At 58.3% G+C, this 22,502-nt stretch carries 20 protein-coding genes; 13 read left to right on the forward strand and 7 right to left on the reverse strand.

The window, feature by feature from the left end; translation table 11 throughout:
• Positions 1-13 precede the first annotated feature (13 nt).
• The 3 genes from UL81_RS00435 to UL81_RS00445 are packed head-to-tail and all read left to right on the forward strand — an operon-like array spanning position 14 to position 1,970.
• On the forward strand, positions 14-694 hold the full coding sequence (locus UL81_RS00435; protein WP_035106050.1) for an alpha-ketoglutarate-dependent dioxygenase AlkB family protein: 681 nt from the start codon (positions 14-16) through the stop codon (positions 692-694).
• A 41-nt stretch (positions 695-735) separates the two neighbouring features.
• Positions 736-1,266 carry an NADPH-dependent FMN reductase gene (locus tag UL81_RS00440; protein WP_035106049.1) on the forward strand — a complete coding sequence of 177 codons (531 nt, stop codon included), beginning with the start codon at positions 736-738 and terminating at the stop codon, positions 1,264-1,266.
• Positions 1,263-1,970, forward strand: coding sequence for an SDR family NAD(P)-dependent oxidoreductase (locus UL81_RS00445; protein ID WP_035106048.1), 708 nt, complete (start codon positions 1,263-1,265; stop codon positions 1,968-1,970). The genes UL81_RS00440 and UL81_RS00445 overlap by 4 nt, the downstream gene beginning before the upstream one ends.
• A gap of 3 nt (positions 1,971-1,973) precedes the next feature.
• On the opposite strand, the gene UL81_RS00450 is transcribed toward UL81_RS00445, so the two are convergent.
• Positions 1,974-3,536 carry an aldehyde dehydrogenase family protein gene (locus tag UL81_RS00450; RefSeq protein ID WP_035106046.1) on the reverse strand — a complete coding sequence of 521 codons (1,563 nt, stop codon included), beginning with the start codon at positions 3,534-3,536 and terminating at the stop codon, positions 1,974-1,976.
• A gap of 56 nt (positions 3,537-3,592) precedes the next feature.
• Positions 3,593-5,776, reverse strand: coding sequence for a choline BCCT transporter BetT (gene betT / locus UL81_RS00455; protein ID WP_035106045.1), 2,184 nt, complete (start codon positions 5,774-5,776; stop codon positions 3,593-3,595).
• 304 nt (positions 5,777-6,080) lie between these two features.
• Between betT and betA the strand changes: the two genes are divergently transcribed.
• From betA to UL81_RS00490, 7 genes are all read left to right on the forward strand, one after another.
• Entirely contained in the window at positions 6,081-7,880 is a 1,800-nt protein-coding gene (betA, locus tag UL81_RS00460; protein WP_046453128.1) for a choline dehydrogenase, read from the forward strand.
• A gap of 161 nt (positions 7,881-8,041) precedes the next feature.
• On the forward strand, positions 8,042-8,710 hold the full coding sequence (locus UL81_RS00465; RefSeq protein ID WP_035106044.1) for a LysE family translocator: 669 nt from the start codon (positions 8,042-8,044) through the stop codon (positions 8,708-8,710).
• A 9-nt stretch (positions 8,711-8,719) separates the two neighbouring features.
• On the forward strand, positions 8,720-9,064 hold the full coding sequence (locus UL81_RS00470; protein WP_035106043.1) for a YbjQ family protein: 345 nt from the start codon (positions 8,720-8,722) through the stop codon (positions 9,062-9,064).
• Between the two features lie 14 nt (positions 9,065-9,078).
• Positions 9,079-9,366: an RNA-binding S4 domain-containing protein gene (locus UL81_RS00475; RefSeq protein WP_035106042.1), complete on the forward strand. Its 288-nt coding sequence runs from the start codon at positions 9,079-9,081 to the stop codon at positions 9,364-9,366.
• A 2-nt stretch (positions 9,367-9,368) separates the two neighbouring features.
• Positions 9,369-10,184 carry a VOC family protein gene (locus UL81_RS00480; RefSeq protein ID WP_046453129.1) on the forward strand — a complete coding sequence of 272 codons (816 nt, stop codon included), beginning with the start codon at positions 9,369-9,371 and terminating at the stop codon, positions 10,182-10,184.
• Entirely contained in the window at positions 10,174-10,488 is a 315-nt protein-coding gene (locus tag UL81_RS00485; RefSeq protein ID WP_179944102.1) for an MGMT family protein, read from the forward strand. Before UL81_RS00480 ends, UL81_RS00485 begins: the two co-directional genes overlap by 11 nt.
• 43 nt (positions 10,489-10,531) lie before the next feature.
• Entirely contained in the window at positions 10,532-11,398 is an 867-nt protein-coding gene (locus UL81_RS00490; protein WP_179944103.1) for a serine hydrolase family protein, read from the forward strand.
• Here the strand turns inward: UL81_RS00490 and UL81_RS00495 are convergent.
• Together UL81_RS00495 and UL81_RS00500 are read right to left on the reverse strand one after the other, a co-directional pair.
• Positions 11,385-12,239: a PrsW family intramembrane metalloprotease gene (locus tag UL81_RS00495; RefSeq protein WP_035106040.1), complete on the reverse strand. Its 855-nt coding sequence runs from the start codon at positions 12,237-12,239 to the stop codon at positions 11,385-11,387. The genes UL81_RS00490 and UL81_RS00495 overlap by 14 nt on opposite strands.
• A complete protein-coding gene (locus UL81_RS00500; RefSeq protein WP_144407147.1) occupies positions 12,236-12,784 on the reverse strand; it encodes a hypothetical protein in 549 nt (182 codons plus the stop codon). The genes UL81_RS00495 and UL81_RS00500 overlap by 4 nt, the downstream gene beginning before the upstream one ends.
• Positions 12,785-12,822: 38 nt before the next feature.
• On the opposite strand from UL81_RS00500, the gene UL81_RS00505 reads away from it, so the two are divergent.
• Positions 12,823-14,757, forward strand: a complete 1,935-nt coding sequence (locus tag UL81_RS00505; protein ID WP_035106038.1) for a M13 family metallopeptidase — start codon at positions 12,823-12,825, stop codon at positions 14,755-14,757.
• 77 nt (positions 14,758-14,834) lie between these two features.
• On the opposite strand, the gene UL81_RS11745 is transcribed toward UL81_RS00505, so the two are convergent.
• On the reverse strand, positions 14,835-15,512 hold the full coding sequence (locus UL81_RS11745; protein WP_144407148.1) for a hypothetical protein: 678 nt from the start codon (positions 15,510-15,512) through the stop codon (positions 14,835-14,837).
• A 645-nt stretch (positions 15,513-16,157) separates the two neighbouring features.
• Positions 16,158-16,604, reverse strand: a complete 447-nt coding sequence (locus tag UL81_RS00515) for a helix-turn-helix domain-containing protein (protein ID WP_035106036.1) — start codon at positions 16,602-16,604, stop codon at positions 16,158-16,160.
• Positions 16,605-16,712: 108 nt separating this feature from the next.
• Here UL81_RS00515 and UL81_RS00520 point away from each other — a divergent pair, with 108 nt between their 5' ends.
• Complete coding sequence (locus UL81_RS00520; RefSeq protein ID WP_052097754.1) at positions 16,713-17,033, forward strand: helix-turn-helix domain-containing protein; 321 nt, start codon at positions 16,713-16,715, stop codon at positions 17,031-17,033.
• Between the two features lie 1,141 nt (positions 17,034-18,174).
• A complete protein-coding gene (locus tag UL81_RS00530; protein ID WP_035106034.1) occupies positions 18,175-19,053 on the forward strand; it encodes an alpha/beta hydrolase in 879 nt (292 codons plus the stop codon).
• Here UL81_RS00530 and UL81_RS00535 read toward each other — a convergent pair.
• Complete coding sequence (locus UL81_RS00535) at positions 19,050-22,466, reverse strand: arabinosyltransferase domain-containing protein (RefSeq protein WP_082099234.1); 3,417 nt, start codon at positions 22,464-22,466, stop codon at positions 19,050-19,052. The genes UL81_RS00530 and UL81_RS00535 overlap by 4 nt on opposite strands.
• Between the last annotated feature and the right edge of the window lie 36 nt (positions 22,467-22,502).

Here is a 22,502-nt window from a genome sequence, read left to right on the forward strand (position 1 = left end):
TTAGGCTCGGGGCATGTTGTTTGATTCTTTGTCGCGGCCCAATGTGAAGGTGGCGCCGGGGGTGGGGCACTTGCCGGGGTGGTTGGGCATCGATAAGCAGTGTGCTTTGGTGGAAGAATTTCGCGAGATTGCGCGGGCCTATGCGGGCACGCCGATGGCGATGGTGCGTCCGCAGCTGAAGTCGGGGCAGATGAGTGTGCATCAGCTGCATGTGGGCAGGTATTGGCATTATCAGAGCTATCGTTATGTAGACAATATTGAGGGTACGCGGGTGCCGCCGATGCCGGAGTCGTTGCAGGAGTTGGCGCATCCTGCGTTGCGGGCGGCGGCGGAGGTCGCGCCGGAGTTGGAGCCGTGGGTGGATAATTTTGTGCCGGAGATGGCGCTGATTAATTACTATCCGCCGGGTTCGGCGATGGGTATGCATGTCGATGAGTTCGAGGAATCCGCAGCGCCAGTGATTTCGGTGTCGATTGGGGATGAGGCGCTGTTTCGGATGGGTAATACCGACAATCGCAACAAGCCTTGGGATGATGTGACGCTGTGTTCGGGCGACTTAGTGGTCTTTGGTGGGCCGAAGCGCTTTGCGTACCACGGGATTGTGCGCGTGAACGATGAGACGTTGCCGGAATGCTGTGGCCTGCGCGAAGGGCGAATCAACATCACGATTAGGCAAGTAGGCGCCAAGCAGTAAAATTAAGGGTTGAAGTTTTAACCCTAAAGTGAAGGATGCTTATGCCTAAGTTTGGAATTGTTCTCGGTTCGACTCGTAAAGGGCGCGCCGGGGAAGAGGTCGCGCAGTGGGTGGCTGAGCAGGTAGCAGGTCGCGATGCCGATTATGAGCTGGTGGATCTGGAGAAGTTCGACGTTCCCATCTTGAGTGCGGAGACCGTTCCGATGGCGGCAGATAAGTCTTATGAGGATGCCCGCGTGCAGGAGTGGTCGGATGCGATTGACCAGTACGAGGGCTTTATCTTTGTGACCCCGGAGTACAACCACTCAGTGCCGGGGCCGTTTAAGAATGCGGTGGACTCATTAGGTGCGGAGTGGAAGAACAAGCCGGTCGGTTTCGTCGGTTATAGCTACTCCGGGGGCAAGTACGCGATTGAGGCGTGGAAGCCCGTGGTGCAGAACTTTAAGATGCCGCTGCTGGGTACCGATGTGAACATTGACCTGGGTGCGGATGAGATGTGTGGTGCCGAGCAGGAAGAACAGTTGGAAAAAATGCTTTCTGAGTTGGAGCAGGCAGTTACTATCGCGGTATGAGCGATAGGAAAGTAGCTGTAGTAACTGGGGCATCGTCAGGTATTGGTGCGGCAAGTGCGCGAGCATTAGCTGCCGATGGCTGGAACGTCGTCATTGGTGCCCGTCGTCAAGAAAAGCTGGAAGCACTGGCCAACGAGATTGGTGCCACGGCGTTGCCGTTGGATGTCACCTCGGATGAGTCGGTCGAGAAGTTTGTGGGCCAGTTGGATCGGGTGGACCTGCTGGTCAACAACGCTGGTGGTGCCAAGGGCATGGAGCCGCTGATTGAGACTGCCATCGAGGATTGGCAGTGGATGTACGAGACCAACGTGCTGGGCACTGTTCGCATGATTCAGGCCCTGCTCCCGCGCCTGGAAGCGTCGGAAGAGGGCCTGATTATCAATATGGGTTCGGTCGCCGGCTGGGATGTGTATGCAGGCGGGTCGGGATACAACGCCGCCAAGCACGGTGTGCGCGTGATTTCGCGTGCGCTGCGTCTAGAAAATCATGACGTGCGCGTCACCGAGATTGACCCAGGTCGTGTGGCAACCGAGGAGTTCTCGCTGATTCGCTTTGGCGGCGACAGCGAGCGCGCCGCGGCGGTCTACGACGGCCAGGTCAACCTGGTCGCCGAAGACATCGCCGAGGCAGTGCGCTGGGTGGCTAGCCTGCCTGGTCACATGAACATTGACACGATGACTATCAAGCCGCGCACCCAGAGCTAGGAGCTAGTTCAGTCCGAACTGGTCCCAGGCTGCAGGCTGCAGGTTCTGGTAAACGTGCTTGTGCTCCTGGTACTCGGCCAAACCGGTTGGACCAAGCTCGCGGCCGTTGCCGGACTGCTTGTATCCGCCCCACTCCGCCTGCGGCAGGTACGGGTGGAAGTCGTTGATCCAGATGGTGCCATGCCGCATCGCGCGGGCCATGCGCTCGGCGCGGCCGGCATCGGAAGTCCAGACTGCACCGGCTAGGCCGTACTCGGTGTCGTTGGCGATCTCGATGGCTTCATCCTCGGTGGTGAAGGTCTCGATGGTGACAACGGGGCCGAAGGCCTCATCGTGGACGCAATTCATGTCGCGGGTAGCGCCGTCGATGATGGTCGGCAGGTAGTAGATACCCTTGCCCAGATCGGTCTCGCCGGTGCTGTCTTCGCTGGTGGCAGCGCGGCCGCCGGTAAGAATCTGTGCGCCCTGCTCGCGTGCAGTGTCGACGTAGGCGGCGACCTTGTCGCGGTGCTCGGCAGAAATCAGCGGGCCGGTTTCAGCCTGCGGATCGGTCGGGCCGCCGAGCTTGATGCGCTTGGTGCGCTCGACCAGGGCATCGACGAACTTGTCGTGCAGGGACTCTTCGACGATGATGCGCGAACCAGCAGAGCAAACCTGACCGGAGTGGAAGAATGCGCCGTTCAGAGCGTTATCGACAGCGATGTCGAAGTCAGCGTCGGAAAAAATGACGTTCGGGTTCTTGCCGCCCAGCTCGAGTGCGGTGCGCTTGATGGTCTCGGCTGCGTTGCGGGCAATGATTTTGCCGGTAGCCAGGCCGCCGGTAAACGACACCATGTCGACCTCTGGGTGCTGGGACAGTGGGTTGCCGCATTCGGCGCCGGCGCCGGTGATGAGGTTGGCGACGCCATCGGGAAGCCCTGCTTCCTGCAGTGCAGACATCAGCAGCATCGCAGTGTGCGGGGTGAGCTCGGCCTGCTTGAGCACGAAGGAGTTACCGGCAGCCAGGGCCGGGGCGACCTTCCAGGACACCTGCAGCAGCGGGTAGTTCCACGGGGTAATCAGGCCGCAGACGCCGATGGGTTCGGCATCGATACGCGAGCGCAGATTCGGATCGGCTGGGTCGACCACGCGGCCAGCCTGGTGGGAGGCCAGGGTGCCGAAGTAATCGAAAGCACCGGCGATGTCATCCATGTCGGCCTGGGATTCTTCGAAGCGCTTGCCGGTATCGGCGGACTCGGCCTTGGCGAAAAGATCCTTGTGCTCGCGGATGAAGTCAGCGACGCGAACCAGCAGCTTGCCGCGCTCGATGGCTGGGGTGTTGACCCACTCGCCGGCCTCGAAGGAAGCACGGGCTGCCTTGATGGCGCGGATGGTGTCGTCTTCCGATGCCTCGGAGACAAAGCCGACGGAAGTACCGTCAGCCGGGCAGATGATTTCGCGGGTGTTGCCCGCCTCGGCGGCTTCCCACTGGCCGTTGATAAACAGCGACTTCGGGGAATCACCGGAATGCACAGCGCGGAGGTACTCCGTCTGCGTCGGGTCGAACAAAGTGTTCTGAGTGCTCAAAAAGCAACCTTTCTTAGCAATATGGGTGTTGGTCGCCAGCCTAGTCCGGAGTGGACCTAGCTGTCTTCGCGCCAGGTCATCTCTGGTTCTGCACCATCGGAGAGGTCAGAATCGCCGGAGTGGTTTTGCTGGATGTGCAAGAACGCCAGGTGGCGCTCGTAGAGGTCCAGAACGTTGTTGATGATCTGGTTTTCGGAGTAGCCGTAGACGTCGTAGCCCAAAGAACCGGTGAGGTCGTAGACCTCCAGGCGGTAGTACTCGGGGTCTTCGCCGTGGCTAAAGTCCGGACGCTCGCAGGCAACGGGGAAGAGCTGGTAGCGGAACTTGCGCTCGTGCTCCAGGGTGACCTGTAGGTCGAGCTGGGGCAGGGCGACATCGGGAAGCTCGCTGGTGAGCAGGATGGCATCGTAGCCGCGCTCGCGCATCTGGACGGCAACCTTTTCCAGGGCAAAGATGGCGGTGTCCTCGAGGTAGGACTTCATCTCTGCCTTGTCTGGGAAGGAGTTCACGCGATCCAGGCGGTGCTTCCACAGGTCGGTGTTTTCGCCCGGTGGGCTGGTGCGTCCTGCCACTGCGCCGTGCAGTGCGGTCTGGCGAGCTTCCATCTGGATGCCCTCCAGGCGCAGGGACTTCCACAGCGAGAACATAATCAGATAGACCACGAAGGAGAAGGGCAGGCCCATCACCAGGGTGGCGTTTTGGACGGTGGTGATGCCGTCGATCTGCAGCAGCGCCAGGGTCAAGATACCGACGGTGACCGACCAGAAGATACGCAGCCACGCAGGGCCGTCCTGGCGGCTATCGGTGATCTTGGAGGTGAAGTTCGACATCACCAGCGCACCGGAGTCCGCCGAGGTGATGTAGAGCAGCAGGCCAATAAAGGTGGTCAGCAAAATGACCACAGTAGAGGCCGGGAACTGGCCCAGCATGTCGTAGAAGCCTTGTTCTGGCAGCTCAATAGTCTTTTCGGCAAAGCCCGGGTAGTCGCCGGAGCGCACCATATCCAGTGCGGTGTTACCGAAGAAGGACATCCACAGCAGGATGAACAGGAACGGGAAGGTCAGGGTGCCGAAGATGAACTGGCGCAGGGTACGGCCGCGGGAAATACGAGCCAGGAACAGACCGACGAAGGTTGCCCAGGCAATCCACCAGGCCCAGAAAAACAGGGTCCAGGCCTGCATCCACTCACCGGCGGCAGCCTGGTCAGTGTTAAAGGCCAAGGTTTCCATGGTCCAGCTCGGGAACTTAGCGATGTAATCGCCAATGTTCGTGGTGATAGCACTGAAGAGGTAGGCGGTCTTACCGAAGACCACGACGTAAACCATCAGGGCAATAGCCAGCCAGACGTTGAGCTCGGAAAGGAAGCGGATGCCCTTATCCACGCCCGAGACAGCAGACATGGTGGCAATTGCCACGGCGACGATGACCAGGCCGGCTTGCAGGCCAAAGCCCTGCTCCCAACCAAAGATGAGGTGGAAGCCGTAGGACAGCTGGACCACGCCAATACCCAGCGAGGTGGTCACGCCGAAGACGGTGCCGAGCATGGCGGCGACGTCGACGGCATCGCCAGCCGGGCCATGGATGCGCTTGCCGATGAGCGGGTACAGCGCCGAGCGAATAGCCAGCGGCATGTTCAAACGGTAGGCAAAGTAACCGAAGGCCATACCCATCAGGGCATAGAAGGCCCAGCCGGTGATGCCGTAGTGGAACATCGCGTAGACGACAGCTTCCTTGGCGGCCTGGACGGACTCGGCCTCTGCCTGCGGCGGCATCATGTACATGGTGACCGGCTCTGCCACGGCGAAGAAGATCAGGTCGACGCCAATACCTGCGGCAAAGAGCATGGACACCCAGCTAAAGGTGCTGAACTTCGGGCGGGAGTGGTCTGGTCCTAAGCGAATGTTGCCGGCCTTGGAAAAGGCGATGAACAGCACGAAGACGACCACGATGGTGGCGGTGACAACGTAGAACCAACCGAGGTTGGTACCAATCCAGGCAGTGACGTTGCCCAGGGTTTCTTCCGCGTGGTCGCGGCCGATGATGGCATACAGTGCCACGGCCAAAATGAGTACGGCGGAGGTGATCAGTACGGGCCAATTGGCCTTGGGAGTCTCGACTTGATCCGCGCCGACGTCCGATCCGGTCTCGGCACGGTAGGAGCCAACGATAGCGCGAGGTTGATACTGAGAACGCCGCGACTTCCTAGTCGTTGCGGCCTCAGAGGACCCAGAGTTATCCATATGTAATTCCTAGAAATTGTGGGATGTATAGGGCAAACGAACGCTTTATGAAACCCACCACAAAAAGCTGGTGACCGGGAACACACAAGAGAGATATTTCAAGCCCCTTCCGGCCAATTTTTGGCATGGGCGAACGTTCGGGCAGGTAAAAGAATACCCCACTGTGAATTTTAAATCTGGTTTAGGTACTATTTAGGGGGTGTCCAATTGAAAAAATTGGCAATCCCCAGCATATGAAACCGCGTTGTGTTTTATATGACAATTGGGGAAATAAACATGTATCACGTCACAAAAGGGGATGAATATGGGCGTATTTGACGCAGTGGCGCAAAAAGTCGAAAAGCTTACCTCGGGTAAGAAGCAGCATAAAAACGTCACCGACGAAGTCAGCGATGTCGTAGTGGTAGGTGGCGGTTCCGCAGGTTCTGTCGTTGCCGCGCGCCTGACTGAGAACCCGGATACCCGCGTGCTGGTCCTGGAGGCTGGACGCCCGGATTCCATCTGGGATCTGTTCATCCACATGCCATCGGCATTCTCCTTCCCGATCGGGGCGAAGAACTACGACTGGATGTACGAATCCGAGCCGGAACCAGAGATGAACGGCCGTCGCGTCTACCACGCACGTGGCAAGCTGCTGGGCGGTTCTTCTTCCGTCAACGGCATGATCTTCCAGCGTGGCAACCCGATGGACTACGAGAAGTGGGGCGACAACCCGGGTATGGAGCACTGGGACTTCGCCCACTGCCTTCCGTACTTCAAGAAGATGGAAACCGCTGCTGGTTCGGATGAGTCTGATCCGCGCCGCGGTCACGACGGTCCGCTGTACCTGTCCCGCGGTCCGGCAATCTCGCCGCTGTTCCAGGCACTGTTTAAGTCCGTCCAGGAGGCCGGCTACAACCTGACCAATGACGTCAACGGCTACCGCCAGGAAGGCTTCGCGCCTTTCGACCGCAACATCAAGCACGGCCGTCGTTGGTCCGCTGCGCGTGCCTACCTGCACCCGAACCTGGACCGCAAGAACCTGGACATCCGCACTCGTGCGCTGACCACCAAGGTGCTTTTCGATGGCCAGAAGGCCATCGGCGTCGAGTACGAGTGGGAAGGCGAGACCCGTCGCGTCTTCGCCGACAAGATCGTGCTGTCCGCTGGTGCAATCAACACCCCGCAGTTGCTGCAGGTCTCCGGTATCGGTGATGAGGAGTTGCTGCGCAAGCACGGTATTGACGTCGTCAAGCATCTGCCGGGCGTGGGTGAGAACCTGCAGGACCACCTGGAGGTCTACATCCAGTACGAGACCACCAAGTCCACCGATTCCTCCCAGCCTTACCTGGAAAAGTGGCGCTGGCCGTTCATGGGTCTGCAGTGGCTGCTGACCCACCGCGGTCCGGTGGCTACCTCTCACTTCGAAGGTGGCGGCTTCGTGCGCTCCAACGAGAACGAGGCCTACCCGAACCTGATGTTCCACTTCCTGCCGATGGCAGTGCGTTACGACGGCAACAAGGCCGACGTCAAGCACGGTTTCCAGTGGCACGTGGGCCCGATGTTCTCCGATACCAAGGGCCATGTTCGCATCAAGAGCGCGGACATCCACGACAAGCCGGAGATCCTGTTCAACTACCTGCGCACCGACCAGGATCGCCGCGAGTGGGTGGAGGCCATCCGCGTGGCTCGCTCCCTGCTCGATACCGAGGCCATGGAAGAAGTAGGCGCCCGTGAGTTCAGCCCGGGCTCCGACGTCCAGACCGACGAGGAAATCCTGGAATGGGTCCGCAACGACGGCGAAACTGCCCTGCACCCGTCGTGTACCACCAAGATGGGCACCAAGGATGACCCGATGGCCGTCGTCGACCCAGAGACCATGCAGGTCTGGGGTATCGAAGGCCTCTACATCGCCGATGCTGGCGTCTTCCCCTCCGTGCCCAACGGCAACATCTACGCCCCAGTCATGATGGTCGGTGAGAAAGCCGCTGACCTCATCGCAGGCAAGTCCCCACTCGAGCCGGAGTACACCTCCTGGTACAAGGCCGGCGAGGACATGCCTCTCTACGCAGAAGGCGAAACCGTCCGCGACCACAAGCACGCCATCAAGGGCGCGGATTACTAAATCACAGATTTAGTAATCCAAAGGCCATAAGGAAATCCAAGGCCACACAGCGAGCAGCATCATCCCAGTGCTGCTCGCTTTGCTATATCCACCCACGTCCCGCACAATAAACCAGACCAATTCCACAGACACCAAGCCAGACACAAAAGTAAGGACCAGGCATGACGCTAGCCGCACTATTCACGCTGATGGGCGTGTGGGCTGCGGTCATCGTCACGCCGGGCCCTGACGTGGTGCAGATTATTCGCGTCTCCCCACGCGGTAAGGCCGCGGGTCTGCTCTGTGCAGTGGGCATCGTTGTCGGCATCGTGTTCTGGTTGTGTGCGTCCTTGGCGGGCCTGTCGGCGCTGATTGCGGTGCGACCAGGGTTGCTTGGCGCATTGCAGATCATCGGTGGTGCTTTCCTCTTTTGGATGGGTACACAATCGCTGCGCGGTGGTGTGCAGGTGTTGCGCAACCGCCACGAAGCCCAGCGTGTGGAGGACTACACCGACGAAGTTACTGACGCTGGCGACATCGAGGGCATGACCAACGGGCGGGCGTTTCGCCTGGGCTTGCTGACTAACCTGTCGAACCCCAAAGCGCTGGTCTTCTTTGGTGCCGTATTTGCCCAGTTCATTCGCCCGGAGATGTCCATTGCGTGGACAGTCGCGGTGGCAGTGATTTTGTCGCTGATGTCGCTGCTGTGGTTCTCTACGCTTGCGTTGGTGGTGCGCGCGGCGGCGCGGTGGTTCGCGAAGTACTCGGCACACCTCGACGTGCTGGCCGGCATTATCTTTGTCGGCTTTGGTGCCTTCATGGTCTACGAAGGCGCTATCACGGTGTTTTAGAATGGCGGCATGATTTTTACTACCTCCGACAGTGTCGATGGGCACGAGGTCACCGACTACATCCGCGTCATTGCAGGTGAGACCGCCACCTATTTGAGCAGCCAAAATAGCCTGGGCGCTGCATTCCAGACTGCCAAGCGCTTGCCACCCTATGAGCAAGAGTCGGGCCAGGTCCGCGAATCCGCGCTCAATGAGCTCTGGCACCGTGGGCAGGAGTTGGGCGCAGATGGCGTGATTGGCATTTCCTTTAATTACTCGGTCATCGACCAGTACAACGAGGCCATGGATTCCTACAACAACATCCTGCTGGTCACCGCCACGGGTACCGCCGTGCGACTGCGCCGGACCACCTAAGTAAGCTGGTCGGCATGCTAGAGGTACCTATTTCCGGCGAGAGCATTAAGCTCGGACAGTTCATTAAACTTGCCAGCCTCGTGGCCACTGGTGGTGAAGCCAAAGAGCTCATTAACGCTGGTGCCGTCACCGTCAATGGGGAGGTAGTAACCCGACGTGGTGCAGCCCTGCACCCAGGCGATGAGGTCTGCATTGAAGATGCCTGCGCACGCGTGGCCGCGCCGGGCGAGGACGACGACGATTACTTTGACGAGGCCACCGCTGACGACGATTTCGACCCGGAAAAGTGGAGGAACCTGTAAACATGCCAGCTTTTGAAGCCGAAGTAGGAATGCCCTACTGGATTGACTTGACCTCGTCGGATCCCCGCAAGTCCGCCTACTTCTACGAAGAGGTGCTGGGCTGGGAGGTCACTGCTGACGATGACACCGGCTACCGCATGGCCCGCCTGCAGGGCCTGCCCATTGGCGGCATGATTCCGCAGCCAGAAGAAGCCACCATGCCCGATACCTGGGTGACTTACTTCCTGTCCAAGGACATTGAGGGCGATTGCGCACGTGCGCAGGAACTGGGCGGGCGTATGCTTGTCGATGCCCAACCAGTCCACCTGGGCTACATGGCTCTGCTTGTCGACACCGCAGGAGGTCTTTTTGGCCTTATCCAGCCAGCTGCGGCAGAACACTTTATCGCTGCCGGTGAGCCTGGTACTCCGGTCTGGCATGAGCTCACCGCGACCACGCAGTTCACCAAGGCGCTGGATTTCTACGGGGAGCTGTTCAATTGGGAAATCCGCGGTGCTGGCTCTGAAGGAAACTTGGAATACGCCACGGCAGAAGAAGAGGGCGCAGCCTTTGCAGGCTTCTGGAATGCTGAAGGCAACTTCCCACCACAGGTGCCGAGCTTCTGGCAGACCTACCTCGGCGTTCGCGACGTCGAGGCAGCCGCGAAGAAGGCCGTGGAGCTAGGTGGTGAGGTGATTCGCGAGCCGATGGAATCGCCCTTCGGCAAGCTGTGTGTGCTGTCCGATTCGACCGGTGCCACCATCACCATCTGCGAAGTCGAGGACGCACCGGAGGAAGAACCACAAGAATCCGACGACATTTTGAATCTTGAGCCCTAACCTCCACGAGATTCATCGCATCGTTGCCGCCATCCCGCCCGGCAACGTGACTACGTACGGGGAGATCGCCAAGGTTGCCGGTACGGGTGCCCGCTACATCGGCAGCTTTATGCGTAGGCATGGCAGCGATCTTCCCTGGTGGCGGGTACTGCGCGCGGATGGGCAGTCCCATGATTTTGCTCGAGCGAAACCCTATTGGGACGCCGAAGGTATTAGCTACACAAGGGATCGTGCAATACTCAGCAAGCACGGATTAGATGCTGCCGACCTGCGGCAGGTGCTTCGCACGAGCAACGAAAATTGAGGATTAGCTAGACCAAGGGAGAACAAAGTCTTATGATTTATCCATGTTCTCTCGTGCATTTAAGGGCGCTGCCCTGGCATTAAGCCTGTCTGTTCTCGCAGCCCCGGTCGCTCACGCCGCCCCTAACTTTGATCCCAACAAGGTGCCACCGCGCACCCAGATGACTCTGCGCCTGGATAATGGCCACACCATTTCCACCGCGAATGGCCACGAGTCCCGCCCGGCATTGTCGCTGTCCAAGCTGTATTTGGGCATGTGGGTCATGCAGCACGGCGCCCCGGGCGATAAAGCACGCGTGGAACAAATGATCCGCTACAGCGATGACAACATTGCGACTGACCTGGATCGTCGTTATCCGCAGGCCATCGACTCGGTGGCTCGTCAGTACGGTCTGCCGAATACTCACCGCAATGGTTTCTGGGGTAACTCGACGACCTCCACCCAGGACGTCACCAAGTTCATCAACGCCGTCTATGGCGATCCGGCTGCCGCACCGCTCTTCCGTGGCATGAACAACGCAGCACCTGTTGCTGCCGATGGCTACCGCCAGGACTTCGGAACCGCACACGTCCCTGGTGTCACCGGCACCAAGTTTGGCTGGGCGGATAACCGTCGCGTGCACGCCACCGTCTCGCGTGGTCCGGGCTTCAGCATTGCTGCGAATACCTATGGTCCAGCGGGTGCGCACACTGCCGATGTCCGCGGCGCAGTCCGCCCTGGTGCACCGTCCGCTCCTCAGGTTCCAGGCACGTCGAGCCAGCAGGTTGGTAACCAGATTAAGCAGGTAGTGCCGCCGCAGTTCCATCGTCAGGTAGATGATGCGACCAATGCCGCAGCCCAGGCAGAACGCCAGGCCTGTGCTGCCGTGAACCAGGCGCTGACTCAGGCTGGTTCTTCTACGGTCTGCTAAGTACGCTGACTGCTCCGGGACTGTAGCTGTAGCTGCGGTCGTTGTTGGCCATGGTCCAAGCTCTGTACATCACCCAGATAAACAGTGGGTAGATAGTCAGCGAGAGCACGGCGATCTGGATGAGGTAGGCGACATCGGAAGTCGGCATGAAGTTCCATGCGAAGTGGAGCAGGAATGCCACGAAGGTCCAGCCGGCCGCAGCAGCGATGCGCTTGGCCGCTGACCAGTTGGCGGCATAGAGTGCCCAACCGATGCCCCAGCCAGCCAGTCCAGAGAAGATGGCGTGCAGAAGTGGTCCGGCAAGCAGGCGTGCGCCCCAGGTGGTGAGCATACCCAGCAAGTCGCTGGTGGGATGGGTCGGACCGCCCATGGTGGCGTACAAGATGTTTTCGTTAATTTCGAAGCCCAAGCCCACCACGATGCCGACGAGGAGACCGTGCCAGGGGCGGTTGAACTGGCGGAAGCACAACAAAATGAAGAAGATGCCGAAGGCCTTGGCGATTTCTTCCGGGTAGCCGCCGGCCCAGGACATCACCAGTGCGTCGGGGCCATAGGCGCTGGCTAGCTCGCTAACGCCCAGCGAGGAAGGCATGACGAGCAGCATGCTCATGCCACCGCCCCACAGCAGCGAAGCGGTTACCCACAGCGGTGCGGGCTTTGCCCACAATGGGGAGAGCTTGAGCAGAACGAGGACGACGGCGACGTAGATGGTGCCAATAGCCAGGCAGAGCAGGGTAAGGGGCACCGACAAAATCATCAATGGGGAGAGCAGACTGCTTGCTGTGATGACGCCACCGATGGCCAGAAAGATGTAGAGGAAGACGCGTAGGAAGGTATTCATGGCAGCTCCTTGACTACTGCCTCAGGCAGCTGGTCGTCGGTGAAGGTGTCCCAGATGTCTTCGGCAACAGGCAGGATGTTTTCCGGACTTCCGGTGAGAAAGACCTGCTGGTCGATGTTGTCTTGCTGATGCGGAAAGGAAAAGGCGAGGGTGCGGGAGGGGGCATCGTAAAGCGCAAAGGTGCCGTTGTCCTCGTAGACCTCGCCCTCGGGCATCTCAGCCATCTGGTAGGCGCGAACGCCGCGCTGGAGGGCGAGTGCATCATCGTCGACGTCGATGGTCTGCGCGCCTTGGATGTAGAGATCGTCGCAGTACCAACCGTTCATGGTGATAGCCATCGGGTCAGGCTCGCATTCGAGGCCCGGAACTGAGGTTTTCCACTCCGACATGGGGCCAGAAATGACCACTTCTTCCGGTTTAGTTTGAGTGTCAGTGGGCAACGCGACGGCCAAGAGAGCAGGGGTGCCCAGCAAGATAACCAGGAACCCGGTGACTGCCCAGAACATACGCTGGGGCCGTTGGGGAGAAAATCTGTACTGGGGCATGCCCACACCTTAACCTGTGTTCGCATAGAGTGGCTGGCATGAGAGATTTGTACCAGTTTGTCAACGGACCGTGGTTGGAATCCCACGAGATTCCAGCCGATCGCGCAGTAGATGGCACCTTCCATGGGCTTCGGGATGAAGCCGAGGAGATGGTGCATGACATCGTTAAGGAAGATGACGGCCGTCCCGGTACGCTTTACCAATCCTTCATGGATACTGAGTCGCTGAACGCGGCAGGGCTCGAGCCTATCGATGCCGACCTGGACCGCCTGACCTCCGCTGATATGGAGGAGCTGGCCAGCACCATTGGTGTTTTAGAACGCGAGGGCGTTGGTGCCCCGGTGACCTTCTGGGTCTCGAAGGATTCTGGCTCCGAAGAAGCACTGCCTTATGTCATTCAGTCAGGTCTGGGTCTGCCAGATGAGGCTTATTACCGCGACCCTGCGCATGCCGAGACGCTGGAAGCTTATGAGAAGCACGTTGCGCAGATGCTGGAGTTCTTAGAACCAGCCCGCCTGTTCGGTTTGGGTGCGGAGGCTGCCGCAACCCGTATCGTGGCGCTGGAAAAGGAGCTGGCTGCCGGCCACTGGGATGTGGTTTCGACTCGCGATGCGCTCAAGACCTATAACCCGACTAATTTTGCTGATCTTCCAGAAATAGTGCAGGTCATGCTGCGCGGTGGCGGTATGCCTGAGCACCGCGTCATCAACATGATGCCGTCTTATCTGGAGCACTTCGCAGAGATGTTTAGCTCCGACAATATGGCCGACTGGCAGCTCTGGGCTACCTGGCACATCCTGCTTTCGCGCGCTGCCGTGCTGACCGAAGAAGTCAGCGCGAAGAACTTTGAGTTCTACGGCACCCGCTTGTCTGGTGCGACCACTCAGCGTGATCGCTGGAAGCGCGCCCTCGGCCTGGTCGAAAGCTTCGTTGGCGAAGAAGTGGGCAAGAAGTACGTCGCGAAGCACTTCCCGGATTCTTCCAAGCAGGAGATGAACCAGCTGGTCGACTACCTGACCTCTGCGTATCGCGAGCGCATCGAGTCCCTGCCGTGGATGACCCCGGAGACCCGCGAGCGTGCCTTGGAAAAGCTCTCGCTGTTTAAGTCCAAGATTGGTTACCCGGATTCCTGGCGCGACTTCAGTGGCCTGGAGTTCTCTGCCGAGGGTAAGGACCTGGTGCAGAACTCCCGCGTGGGTGCTGCCTTCGGTCATGACTATGAGCTGGGCAAGATTGGCAAGCCTGCCGATCGCGACGAGTGGCATTCCTCGCCACAGACCGTCAACGCGTTCTACAACCCGACGGTCAACGACATCACCTTCCCGGCTGCCATCCTGCGCCCGCCGTTCTACTCCCCGGACGCGGATGCTGCGGAGAACTTCGGTGCTATCGGTGCCGTCATCGGCCATGAGATCGGCCACGGCTTCGATGACCAGGGCTCGCAATACGACGGCAAGGGCAACTTAAACTCCTGGTGGACCGATGAGGACCGCGCTGCTTTTGAGAAGCTGACCAAGGAACTAGTCAGCCAGTTTGACGGTCAGGTGCCCACCATTTTGAAGGAAAAGGGCATCGAGTCCACCGGCGTCAACGGCGAATTCACCTTAGGTGAAAACATCGGTGACCTGGGTGGACTGGGTATCGCAGTGGTGGCCTACAAGAACTACTGCAAGGAAAACGGCCTGGACCCACACGGTGAAAAGCAAGAATTCACCGCCGAGGGTGCCGAACCAGAACTTGCCGAGCAGACCTGGTCCGGCCTGCAGCGCCTCTTCTTGGCCTGGGCACGCGTATGGCGCACGGCTATTCGTCCGGAGATGGCACAGCAGTACCTGGCCATCGACCCACACTCGCCAGCCGAGTTCCGCTGCAACCTGATTGCCGCCAACGTCGCGGAGTACTACGAAGCCTTCGACGTCCCCGAAGACAGCCCGATGTACCTCGCACCAGATAAGCGCGTCACCATCTGGTAAAACGCAAAACACACACAAGCAGGCGATACGTATAGTGTCGCCTGCTTGCTGTTTTCGTTCCGGACCCTAATTGCTGGTTAGGGTCCTTCACAGTTAATAGTAAAGTCAGAGTCCTTAGGAAGGACCGAGGTAGCGACCATAAAAGAATCTCCAAGCCGTTTGATTTTAGAGATTTGGGAAGTGTCCTCGTATCCTAGGAGCGGAGTAACGGCCCCAGTGCACTGTGGATTCTTCAAATCTATCGGCAGAACTGCTTGTTTGTTATCGAAGCGATCCGGGCGAATAACGAGAAACGCATAATCGTTATCGAAAGTAATAGAGACGGGGGAAGGTCCCTTAACGTCTATTTGTTTCTTGTAGATAAGACGCCCGGTTGCAAGGTCTATAGCAGTTAAATTGTTCTGCTCATCGAACGAATAGAACGTTTCTTGAAACACGGTTGAAAATCTAGCCATTGCTGGTAGAGAGGGGTTAGAAATCTTGATTTCATCCTTGACATGTGTGACTTTTCCCCGGTCTTCTAACAACAGCACCAGCGGGTTTCCACTATCATCTTCGCTGATGATTCTACTTAAGGATGAAGTGCAGGATAGCTGATTCTCGTGTCCTGGTTCGCGGGAAAATTCCCATGAAATTTTAGAAAATTCAAGAGTGTCATCTGCGCGCCAAGTTACAATTTGTGCTGTCCCAGGGCCTTGAGCGGCGGTAGTATTGTCGGGTGTGAATTCTAGCCATTTTACGGTGCCATCATCCATTTTACGGTGCCATCATCACACGCTGTTAGGGCGCTGACGTATTTTTCGCGGTCCACAATTCGAAAACGATCAGAATTAAAAGAGATTAACTTTCTGGCGTTAGGCGCTGTGGAGTTGCCAATGTTGAATAGGTAGACTCCGTGCTTCCTATTGCTGGAACTGGCTGAAGAGCTTTGCGTCCTTGTGTTTAGGCCAGGGATCGGATAGACATCTTTATCGCGAAGATTTTGATGTAGCAGTAAGATTGAATCGCTATCGGGGATTGCAAATCCTGTTTCTATTCTAAGCAACGACGGAAAGTAAACAGGTGCCGTTGTGAAGGCCACAGCCCCTTCGTCGTCGGCCTCAGAGGTCCAAAATATATTGTTTCTGTCGTTAGAGGTTAGATTTCCAGCTGTTTCAGTTGAAACCCCGACAAAGGTGGCTGTTTGGGACTTTCTCGTTTCACTAGTTTCGGAATTTTCAGTGCTCTTCCAGATTAAGAGTGATCCGACTATCACTGCCGTTATTAGGAGAACTGAAACCGTAATGCGGAGTTTCATTAACTATGAGCTGTCGTGTGGTGAGAGAGGAGCATGTGGAGTGAGTATACCGTGAGTTAAGTCGGGTAAATAATGTTTTCGGCATGGAGTACGGTTAGCCGTTTCACTCGTATAGCCCCATCTCTTCATCGAGTCTGGTGAGCTCATCTAATGCAGCACGGACCTTGATGTCTTGGACTCGCTTGTACTCGTAAAGATCCTCTGTGGCGATGCGTCGGTGCGTGCCGACCTTGTGGGCGGGGAGGACACCTTCATCGATGAGTTTGACTACGTAAGGGCGCGAAACGTTAAGGATATCGGCGGCCTGCTGGGTGGTCATTTCTCCTTGAGCAGGGATGATGTCGACGTCGACTCCCTTAGCCGCATTCGCGAGGAGCTTCCTCAAATTAGTGGCTACCGTGCGCGGAATGAGGATGGCCTCTAAGCGCTCTTCCACGGTAACGGGAACTTTGTCCTGCTTTGGTTTAGCGGCCAAAGCAGCATCGAGTCGCTCCAGAGCTTCTTGAGCGGTGTGGTCAGCGGTTGGTTGATTCTTCTGTGTTTGAGTCATGCTTCCGGGCTACCCAGTAAACGAAACAAACGAAATAGCCTGGATTAAATATGTCATATCTGACTAAAAATAGCTTCTGTTTAGTCGTATTATGGATAGAGAACCTGCGTGGGAGGGAAGGTCATTGCTGAAAAGAAGAAGTTCGTGTCTTTAGAGCAGCGCCGCCAGAATGAGGCTTTGGGGAATCTGGGTGAAGACCTTAAGCAGTGGCGCAAGCTGCGGAGATTGACGCGTGCGCAGCTGTCTCGGAAGTCTGGGGTATCCGAGTCGACTATTGCCCGGCTGGAGCGTGGTGAGTCGGGAGTCTCCGTGGGCACGCTAGTGAAGTTGGTGCGCAAGTTGAAGATCCCTGAATTCTTGGATAGCGTTAGCCCGTTTGAAAGCGATGAAGGTCGACGATTGCTGACCTCATATGCGAAGTTGTGGTGAGCGGGCGATGTCCAAATGTCAGGCTGAAGTTGTTGATGGCGTGACATCTTCAACTACCAATGAGGGCAGTAGTAATCGAACCGTTTAAGGGTGCTCTGCTTTGTCTGGAGTCAAGCTTGCCCATTTTTGAATTCGCTCATTGGCAGGAAAAATATATAGGCGATGAATGGGATGACCAGAATTGTTAAAGAAAGACCGTTGTTCCAATTTCCGATAATGCTGGGGATATAACTCAGTAGAAGGGGGAGGAACGATTTATTCATAAAGGTTACGGGCTTGCATCCTGACCGCACCTTGAGAAAGTACGCAAGAGCTACGAACAGGATTAGTAAAGACAAGTAACCTAAAGATGTAGAAAAACGTTCTCACTTGTTGAGATGCATGAGTAGACGTTGGCGGCGCTGGGCGTGGCCAGCAGGGCAAGCCAAAATAGATTGAGATGCCTCTCCCTCTTTGTAAGCATTTCCGTCCTCCTTAGATCACGCACACCCATTGGTGTAGTGCGCAGGAGAGACTCCCACGGAAAGCGGATTGACGCCTCTGTCGCACCAACCTTTAGGGCGATATATTTACTCTGAGTAATGTTCGCGGCTGCCCAGACTGAGACTTCTGCGGCACGGCCACCACCATACGCCAAGGGCTTCTCCATAGGGGTGCATGAGTACCCATAAGGGAGTGATTGCGAATGCTGGTGTTGTGACGGCGCCTATTTTACGTGTTTCCTCTCTGGCGAAGTAAATATGTCCACTACATAGGAGTCAAGGAGCCTTTAGGCCTAGCGTTTTCTCTGAACCTGCAGTGGTCTTGGATAAATCTTGAATTAGCAAAGAATGAAGTGTCTGAAGTTTGTTCCGTATAAGGGGGCTGGATAGAGTTCCGGTCTTCAATCTGACATGTTGTGCGCTGAAAGACTACGTCCACTAGTGTGACACAAGGAGTCTTTTATGGTTTAGCTCAATTGCTTATGTTGAGTAGTTGACTCCGTAGCTAGGTCGGTTTAGACATGGCACAGCTGCGGGTCCATGACGAAGTTGGCTGAGCTGGCCTGACTAGCGCAGGAAGAAGCAGGGCGGTGGGTGCATGACCGTTGCGTATCTGCGCGAGCCCGCAGCGGCAGAGATGACGCGGGTATTCTCAGGGCATGTCTAATGAGAACAAATCGGTAGAGGATAATGCCCGTCCGCTAGAGGAGGGCCAGGAGTGGTACATCGGTGGCCACGACCGGCAGATGAGTGAGAAAGAGCAGCTGGAACAGCTGGGCTCTTATATTGATGCGCACTATGAGCTGCCGGATTTCCAGCCGCCGTGGGTAGGGGGTGGGTCGCCGGAGGCTGATAATTACTGTGCGAAGCTGCCCGATCGCATCACGCACGCCGCGATGTTGGTTCTTGGTAGCGGGGTGGATCATTCGCTTCCGGGAGTGGTCTACACCGACCAGATTGAGGTGCGCGATACCGAGGCGGGCCAGGTGTTTGTGCCGCCGGAGCCTACTGGCAAGTGGGCGGTGTCGTTGCACTCCGGTGGCTGGTGGCGCGGTTCGGGGCAGGCGCTGGAGATGCAGTGGCGTCCGGAGGTCGCCGCGGCAGCGCAACTGTCGGGAACCACGATTATCGATGTGGATTATCCGCTCGCCCCGGAGCACACCGTTGCGGATATGGTCGCTGCGGTGCAGCAGGCAGTTGATTATGCCAAGGCCCAGGGCGCGAAGTCGGTGACGCTGTGGGGCTATTCCTCCGGTGCGGCGCTGGCAGCGCTCGTTCCTGCCGATGCCTACGTGCTCACCTTCCCAGACTTCGGTGCGTTGGCCAATCTTCCCGATGAATTGCGCGCGGGGTATGAGGTGCCGGGGGAGCTTTCGAATGCATTGGTGCAGACGGCTACGGAAGACGAAATCGCGGAGCCCGTGACGTTGACGGACTCCGCGACTTATGAGGAGTATGTGGCACGCCACCGGATTTCCACCCCGGCGGTGGCGCGCCAGCGCATTCGCGCTACTGCGGAGTATCTCCGCAGCGTTTAGCGGTTTTCGCGCCAGTCCTCAGGGCGGATCTTCATCTCGGATTCCTTCCACCAACCGCTGCGGGTGATTTCCTCGTGGTTGATGTCGGCAGGAACCGGGGCATCGCCCTGGGAGTTGGTGCGCAGCTCATACTTTTCAATAGAGCCCCAGTCGCGCGCCCAATCGTTGTTGAGGTAGCTCGGGATCTCGTAGGAGTAGTTCACTGCTTCTGCCGTGGACATCGCACCGCCACCGTCGAAGGACTGGAAGGTGGTCAGCATGGACTCCGCGGAGGCATCCGGCAGGACGCGGTACTCCGGAATTTCGGTCACACCAGCGAAGTGGTCGAAGGTGCGCTGGCACGGGAACTGTAGTGCCACAGACCAGTCCAGGAGAGCCGGGGTTTCGGAATCGAACTGGTTGTTGATGGTATCCAGCTCCGGAACACGCGGTGGGGTAAAGGCCAGCCAGTCGTCTTCGAAGGTGGAGTCATCGACGGCCACGAGGCGTACGACGTTGGCGTCGTCTGGTAGCTCATCGAGCGGGTAGCGCAGGTTGCGCCACTGTGGGGTGGCGCCGACATCGGAAAGCTCTGCTTCACCGGTGTTGGAAACCTCGCCGTCCTCGCCGAGGGTGCCGTACTCCAGGGTCAGCTCCAGGCCATCCTGCTCGACGCCATTGACGTCGTGGTGGTAGATATCGCCGGCGGCAGAGACGGCAAGCACCGGGGTGTTCTCGCGCTCTTCCGGCAGGTGGTACCACTGCGTGGTGACCTCGGAAGTACCGCGCTGGCCTTCGAAGTCAGAGCCCAAGACCGGGACCTTGGTGTAGTCCAGGTTGAAAGGCAGCTGACGGTTGGAACCGTTGACGCCGAGGGTCTCACGCACACCGCCGGCCGAGGTGTTCTCGGTCTGCTCGGCAGCGGCATCCGGGGCAGGCTCGTTGCTTTCCACACCGTCGTTGGTGGTGCGGCTAGCAGCGGTTTCGTTGCCGCCTCCACCACCAGTGGTATTCGCAATGGCGCCTACCGATGCAGAGTTCATGTTCTCCGGCTCAATGGATTCCGGGATGAAGTTCGGGTCGAAGCCGTTGAAGTTCTCCTCTGGGTTAATCAGAGATTCGCCCAGCTCGCCCTCGACGGGCTCGAGGAAGGAGTCGTTGGTGTTGGTTTCGATGAGGGTGGCATCGGCAAGCGAGCAGCGGTTACCCGCCAGGGTGGCCAAGTTGCCCTTACCGACGGAGTAGGAATCAGACTGCTCGATAAAGCCCTTGGCGAAGGACGCGCACGAGAACGCCACGATGAGCGCACAGGACACCGCAATCGGTGCCGAAACCACGCCGGCCCAGCGGGAGACGCGGGCGGCTTCTTCTTCCTGGAAGTCTTCCGCGTGGTCGGTCTCAGCAGCGCGGCGGGCGCGGTAGTTGTGCACCAGCGACTGCACGACGCCGATGGCGACCAGGACCAGGCCAATGGCCAGAACCACGGTGGCTGCTTCGATGCCCTTGTACTGGACGGTGCGATCCCACCACGGAATACCGAAGGAGGAGACGTACCACCAAGCGTTCCAGCCAGCCAGGGAGAAGGCCATGAGCAGGACGACGGAGGCAATGGCAAAGGTGCGGGCACGCGGGGAGCGCAGCGCCAACTGCGAGAGCACGACCGCACCGAGTGCGGCGATGACACCTGCGACACCGGCGTAGATACCAAAGTGGTGGGTCCACTTGGTCGGGGTGAACAGCAGGAAGAACATCGACAGGGCTACGAACAGCAGCATGCGCTGAGTCGGGCCGTGGTTGGTGCCCAGCATGCGGCGATCGCGCAGGTAGGCGTAGATGATGAGCACCAGGCAGAAGAGCATGGTGAACATCGCAAAGCGACGCGTCAGCGAGCCATCCACGGACTCCTGGAAGAGGGTGGAGTAGCGAGCGTATTCCTCATACCACGGCATCGATGGGCCCACGGTGGAGCGCACGCGGGTGGATTCCATGACTGAGGCGAAGGTCTGATCACCAAAGGCCAAGGTGAGAATGGCCGTACCGACGGCCAGGAAAGGCGCGACCATGGTCAGCCAGCCGGTGGCACCGCCGCCCATGGCGGGTACGCGCTCGTTGAAGAAACCAAACAGGCGCGGCAGGCAGACCAGGAAGACACCGACGGCGAAGAGGCCCGTCGGGCCGGCGCCCAGGGTGATCGTGGCTGCCAGCGTGCCGATGGCCGCAGGCAGCAAGCGGCGCGTGGCGATGGAGCGTTCAAAGGAGGCCCAGGTAAAGATGACGCCGAACGCGACGATGGGCTCTGGGCGGGTGCCGTTGTTGTACGGCAGCCAGAAGGCCAGGAACATCATCGCGGCAGTCCAGTGGGCCACGCGGCGCTCATCGATGATGGCACCAAAGCGCGGGAGAATCTCGCGCGAGAGGATGAACCAGATGAGAATGCCTGCAATCAGCGACGGCAGGCGCACGAAGGCCGAGGAGGCCGAAATCTGGGCCAGGAAAGCAATGATGTCGTAGAAAGGCGAACCGAAAGGTGCCTCTGGTACGCCGTACCAGCGGTAGTAGTTCGCCATGTAGGTCGCGTTTTCAGAGACCCGACCCATGGTGAAAATGAAGCCGTCATCGGAGGTGTTCGCACCGAAGATGTACCAAAAGCCCAGCACGGCAGCGACCACGCCATCCAGCGGGCGAATCTGCTTCCAGGTGGCTGGCATAAAGCCGGGCTTTTGTCCGTCGAGGCGGTCCATGCGCCACAGGCAGAACAAGCTGGCCAGCATCATGATGAGACCGAGAATCATCACCATGGACTTCAGCACGGTCGGTTCCGAGGTAAAGCGGGAGTTGACTTCGACGTCGACGCTGAGGCCGGCATCGACAAGCGCTTGGGCATCTGCGCCCTCGTCGAGCTCGGTGTAAACACCGGTGACCTGCGGGCGGAGATCGTCGTCGGATTCTTCGCTAAAGCTGCCGACCTCGACGGTGGTTTCGTCGCCGTCGGAGTGGAAGCGCAGGACATCGTCGGGCTCGAGCTCGTCGACCTCTTCCGGGCTTAAGCTCAGCAGCACCTCATCCAGGGAGGATACGGACAGCCCGTCCTCACCGGCGCGGACGAACATGCCGCGGTTGGAGGCTTCCTTGGACTCAGGTGGAATGGAGCCGTAGAGCAGGTCCTGGCCCTCGCGCAGATCGTCGACAGCCGAGACCGGGATGTTGACGTCCAGTTTCTCCGGCGCGACGGAAATCAGCGGGGCATTAATGGATTGCAGTGAGTCATCCTGCGGCCAGCTAAACGACGACTGGGTCTGATTAACCGGCAGCAGCGGGGTCGCCACAAAACACACAAAGCCCAACAGACCAGTGATGATGGCCGCTAGGCGCAGCCACTTCGGACTGGTGGCTATGCGGGGCTGGGACTCTCGATTTCGGACAGGAACGCTAATTGACACGCGAATAGTTTACGGTACCTGCCCGCATTC

Origin of the sequence: Corynebacterium camporealensis, assembly GCF_000980815.1 — a bacterium.
GTDB lineage: Bacteria > Actinomycetota > Actinomycetes > Mycobacteriales > Mycobacteriaceae > Corynebacterium > Corynebacterium camporealense.

Excerpts from the sequence above, each read along its gene's own strand:
- UL81_RS00465 (WP_035106044.1), top strand. The coding sequence starts at position 8,042 with ATGACGCTAGCCGCACTATTCACGCTGATGGGCGTGTGGGCTGCGGTC.
- UL81_RS00440 (WP_035106049.1), top strand. The coding sequence starts at position 736 with ATGCCTAAGTTTGGAATTGTTCTCGGTTCGACTCGTAAAGGGCGCGCC.
- UL81_RS00445 (WP_035106048.1), top strand. The coding sequence starts at position 1,263 with ATGAGCGATAGGAAAGTAGCTGTAGTAACTGGGGCATCGTCAGGTATT.
- UL81_RS00490 (WP_179944103.1), top strand. The coding sequence starts at position 10,532 with ATGTTCTCTCGTGCATTTAAGGGCGCTGCCCTGGCATTAAGCCTGTCT.
- UL81_RS00470 (WP_035106043.1), top strand. The coding sequence starts at position 8,720 with ATGATTTTTACTACCTCCGACAGTGTCGATGGGCACGAGGTCACCGAC.
- UL81_RS00480 (WP_046453129.1), top strand. The coding sequence starts at position 9,369 with ATGCCAGCTTTTGAAGCCGAAGTAGGAATGCCCTACTGGATTGACTTG.
- UL81_RS00530 (WP_035106034.1), top strand. The coding sequence starts at position 18,175 with ATGTCTAATGAGAACAAATCGGTAGAGGATAATGCCCGTCCGCTAGAG.
- UL81_RS00515 (WP_035106036.1), bottom strand. The coding sequence starts at position 16,604 with ATGACTCAAACACAGAAGAATCAACCAACCGCTGACCACACCGCTCAA.
- UL81_RS00495 (WP_035106040.1), bottom strand. The coding sequence starts at position 12,239 with ATGAATACCTTCCTACGCGTCTTCCTCTACATCTTTCTGGCCATCGGT.
- UL81_RS11745 (WP_144407148.1), bottom strand. The coding sequence starts at position 15,512 with ATGGATGATGGCACCGTAAAATGGCTAGAATTCACACCCGACAATACT.
- UL81_RS00500 (WP_144407147.1), bottom strand. The coding sequence starts at position 12,784 with ATGCCCCAGTACAGATTTTCTCCCCAACGGCCCCAGCGTATGTTCTGG.
- UL81_RS00505 (WP_035106038.1), top strand. The coding sequence starts at position 12,823 with ATGAGAGATTTGTACCAGTTTGTCAACGGACCGTGGTTGGAATCCCAC.
- UL81_RS00475 (WP_035106042.1), top strand. The coding sequence starts at position 9,079 with ATGCTAGAGGTACCTATTTCCGGCGAGAGCATTAAGCTCGGACAGTTC.
- betA (WP_046453128.1), top strand. The coding sequence starts at position 6,081 with ATGGGCGTATTTGACGCAGTGGCGCAAAAAGTCGAAAAGCTTACCTCG.
- UL81_RS00435 (WP_035106050.1), top strand. The coding sequence starts at position 14 with ATGTTGTTTGATTCTTTGTCGCGGCCCAATGTGAAGGTGGCGCCGGGG.
- betT (WP_035106045.1), bottom strand. The coding sequence starts at position 5,776 with ATGGATAACTCTGGGTCCTCTGAGGCCGCAACGACTAGGAAGTCGCGG.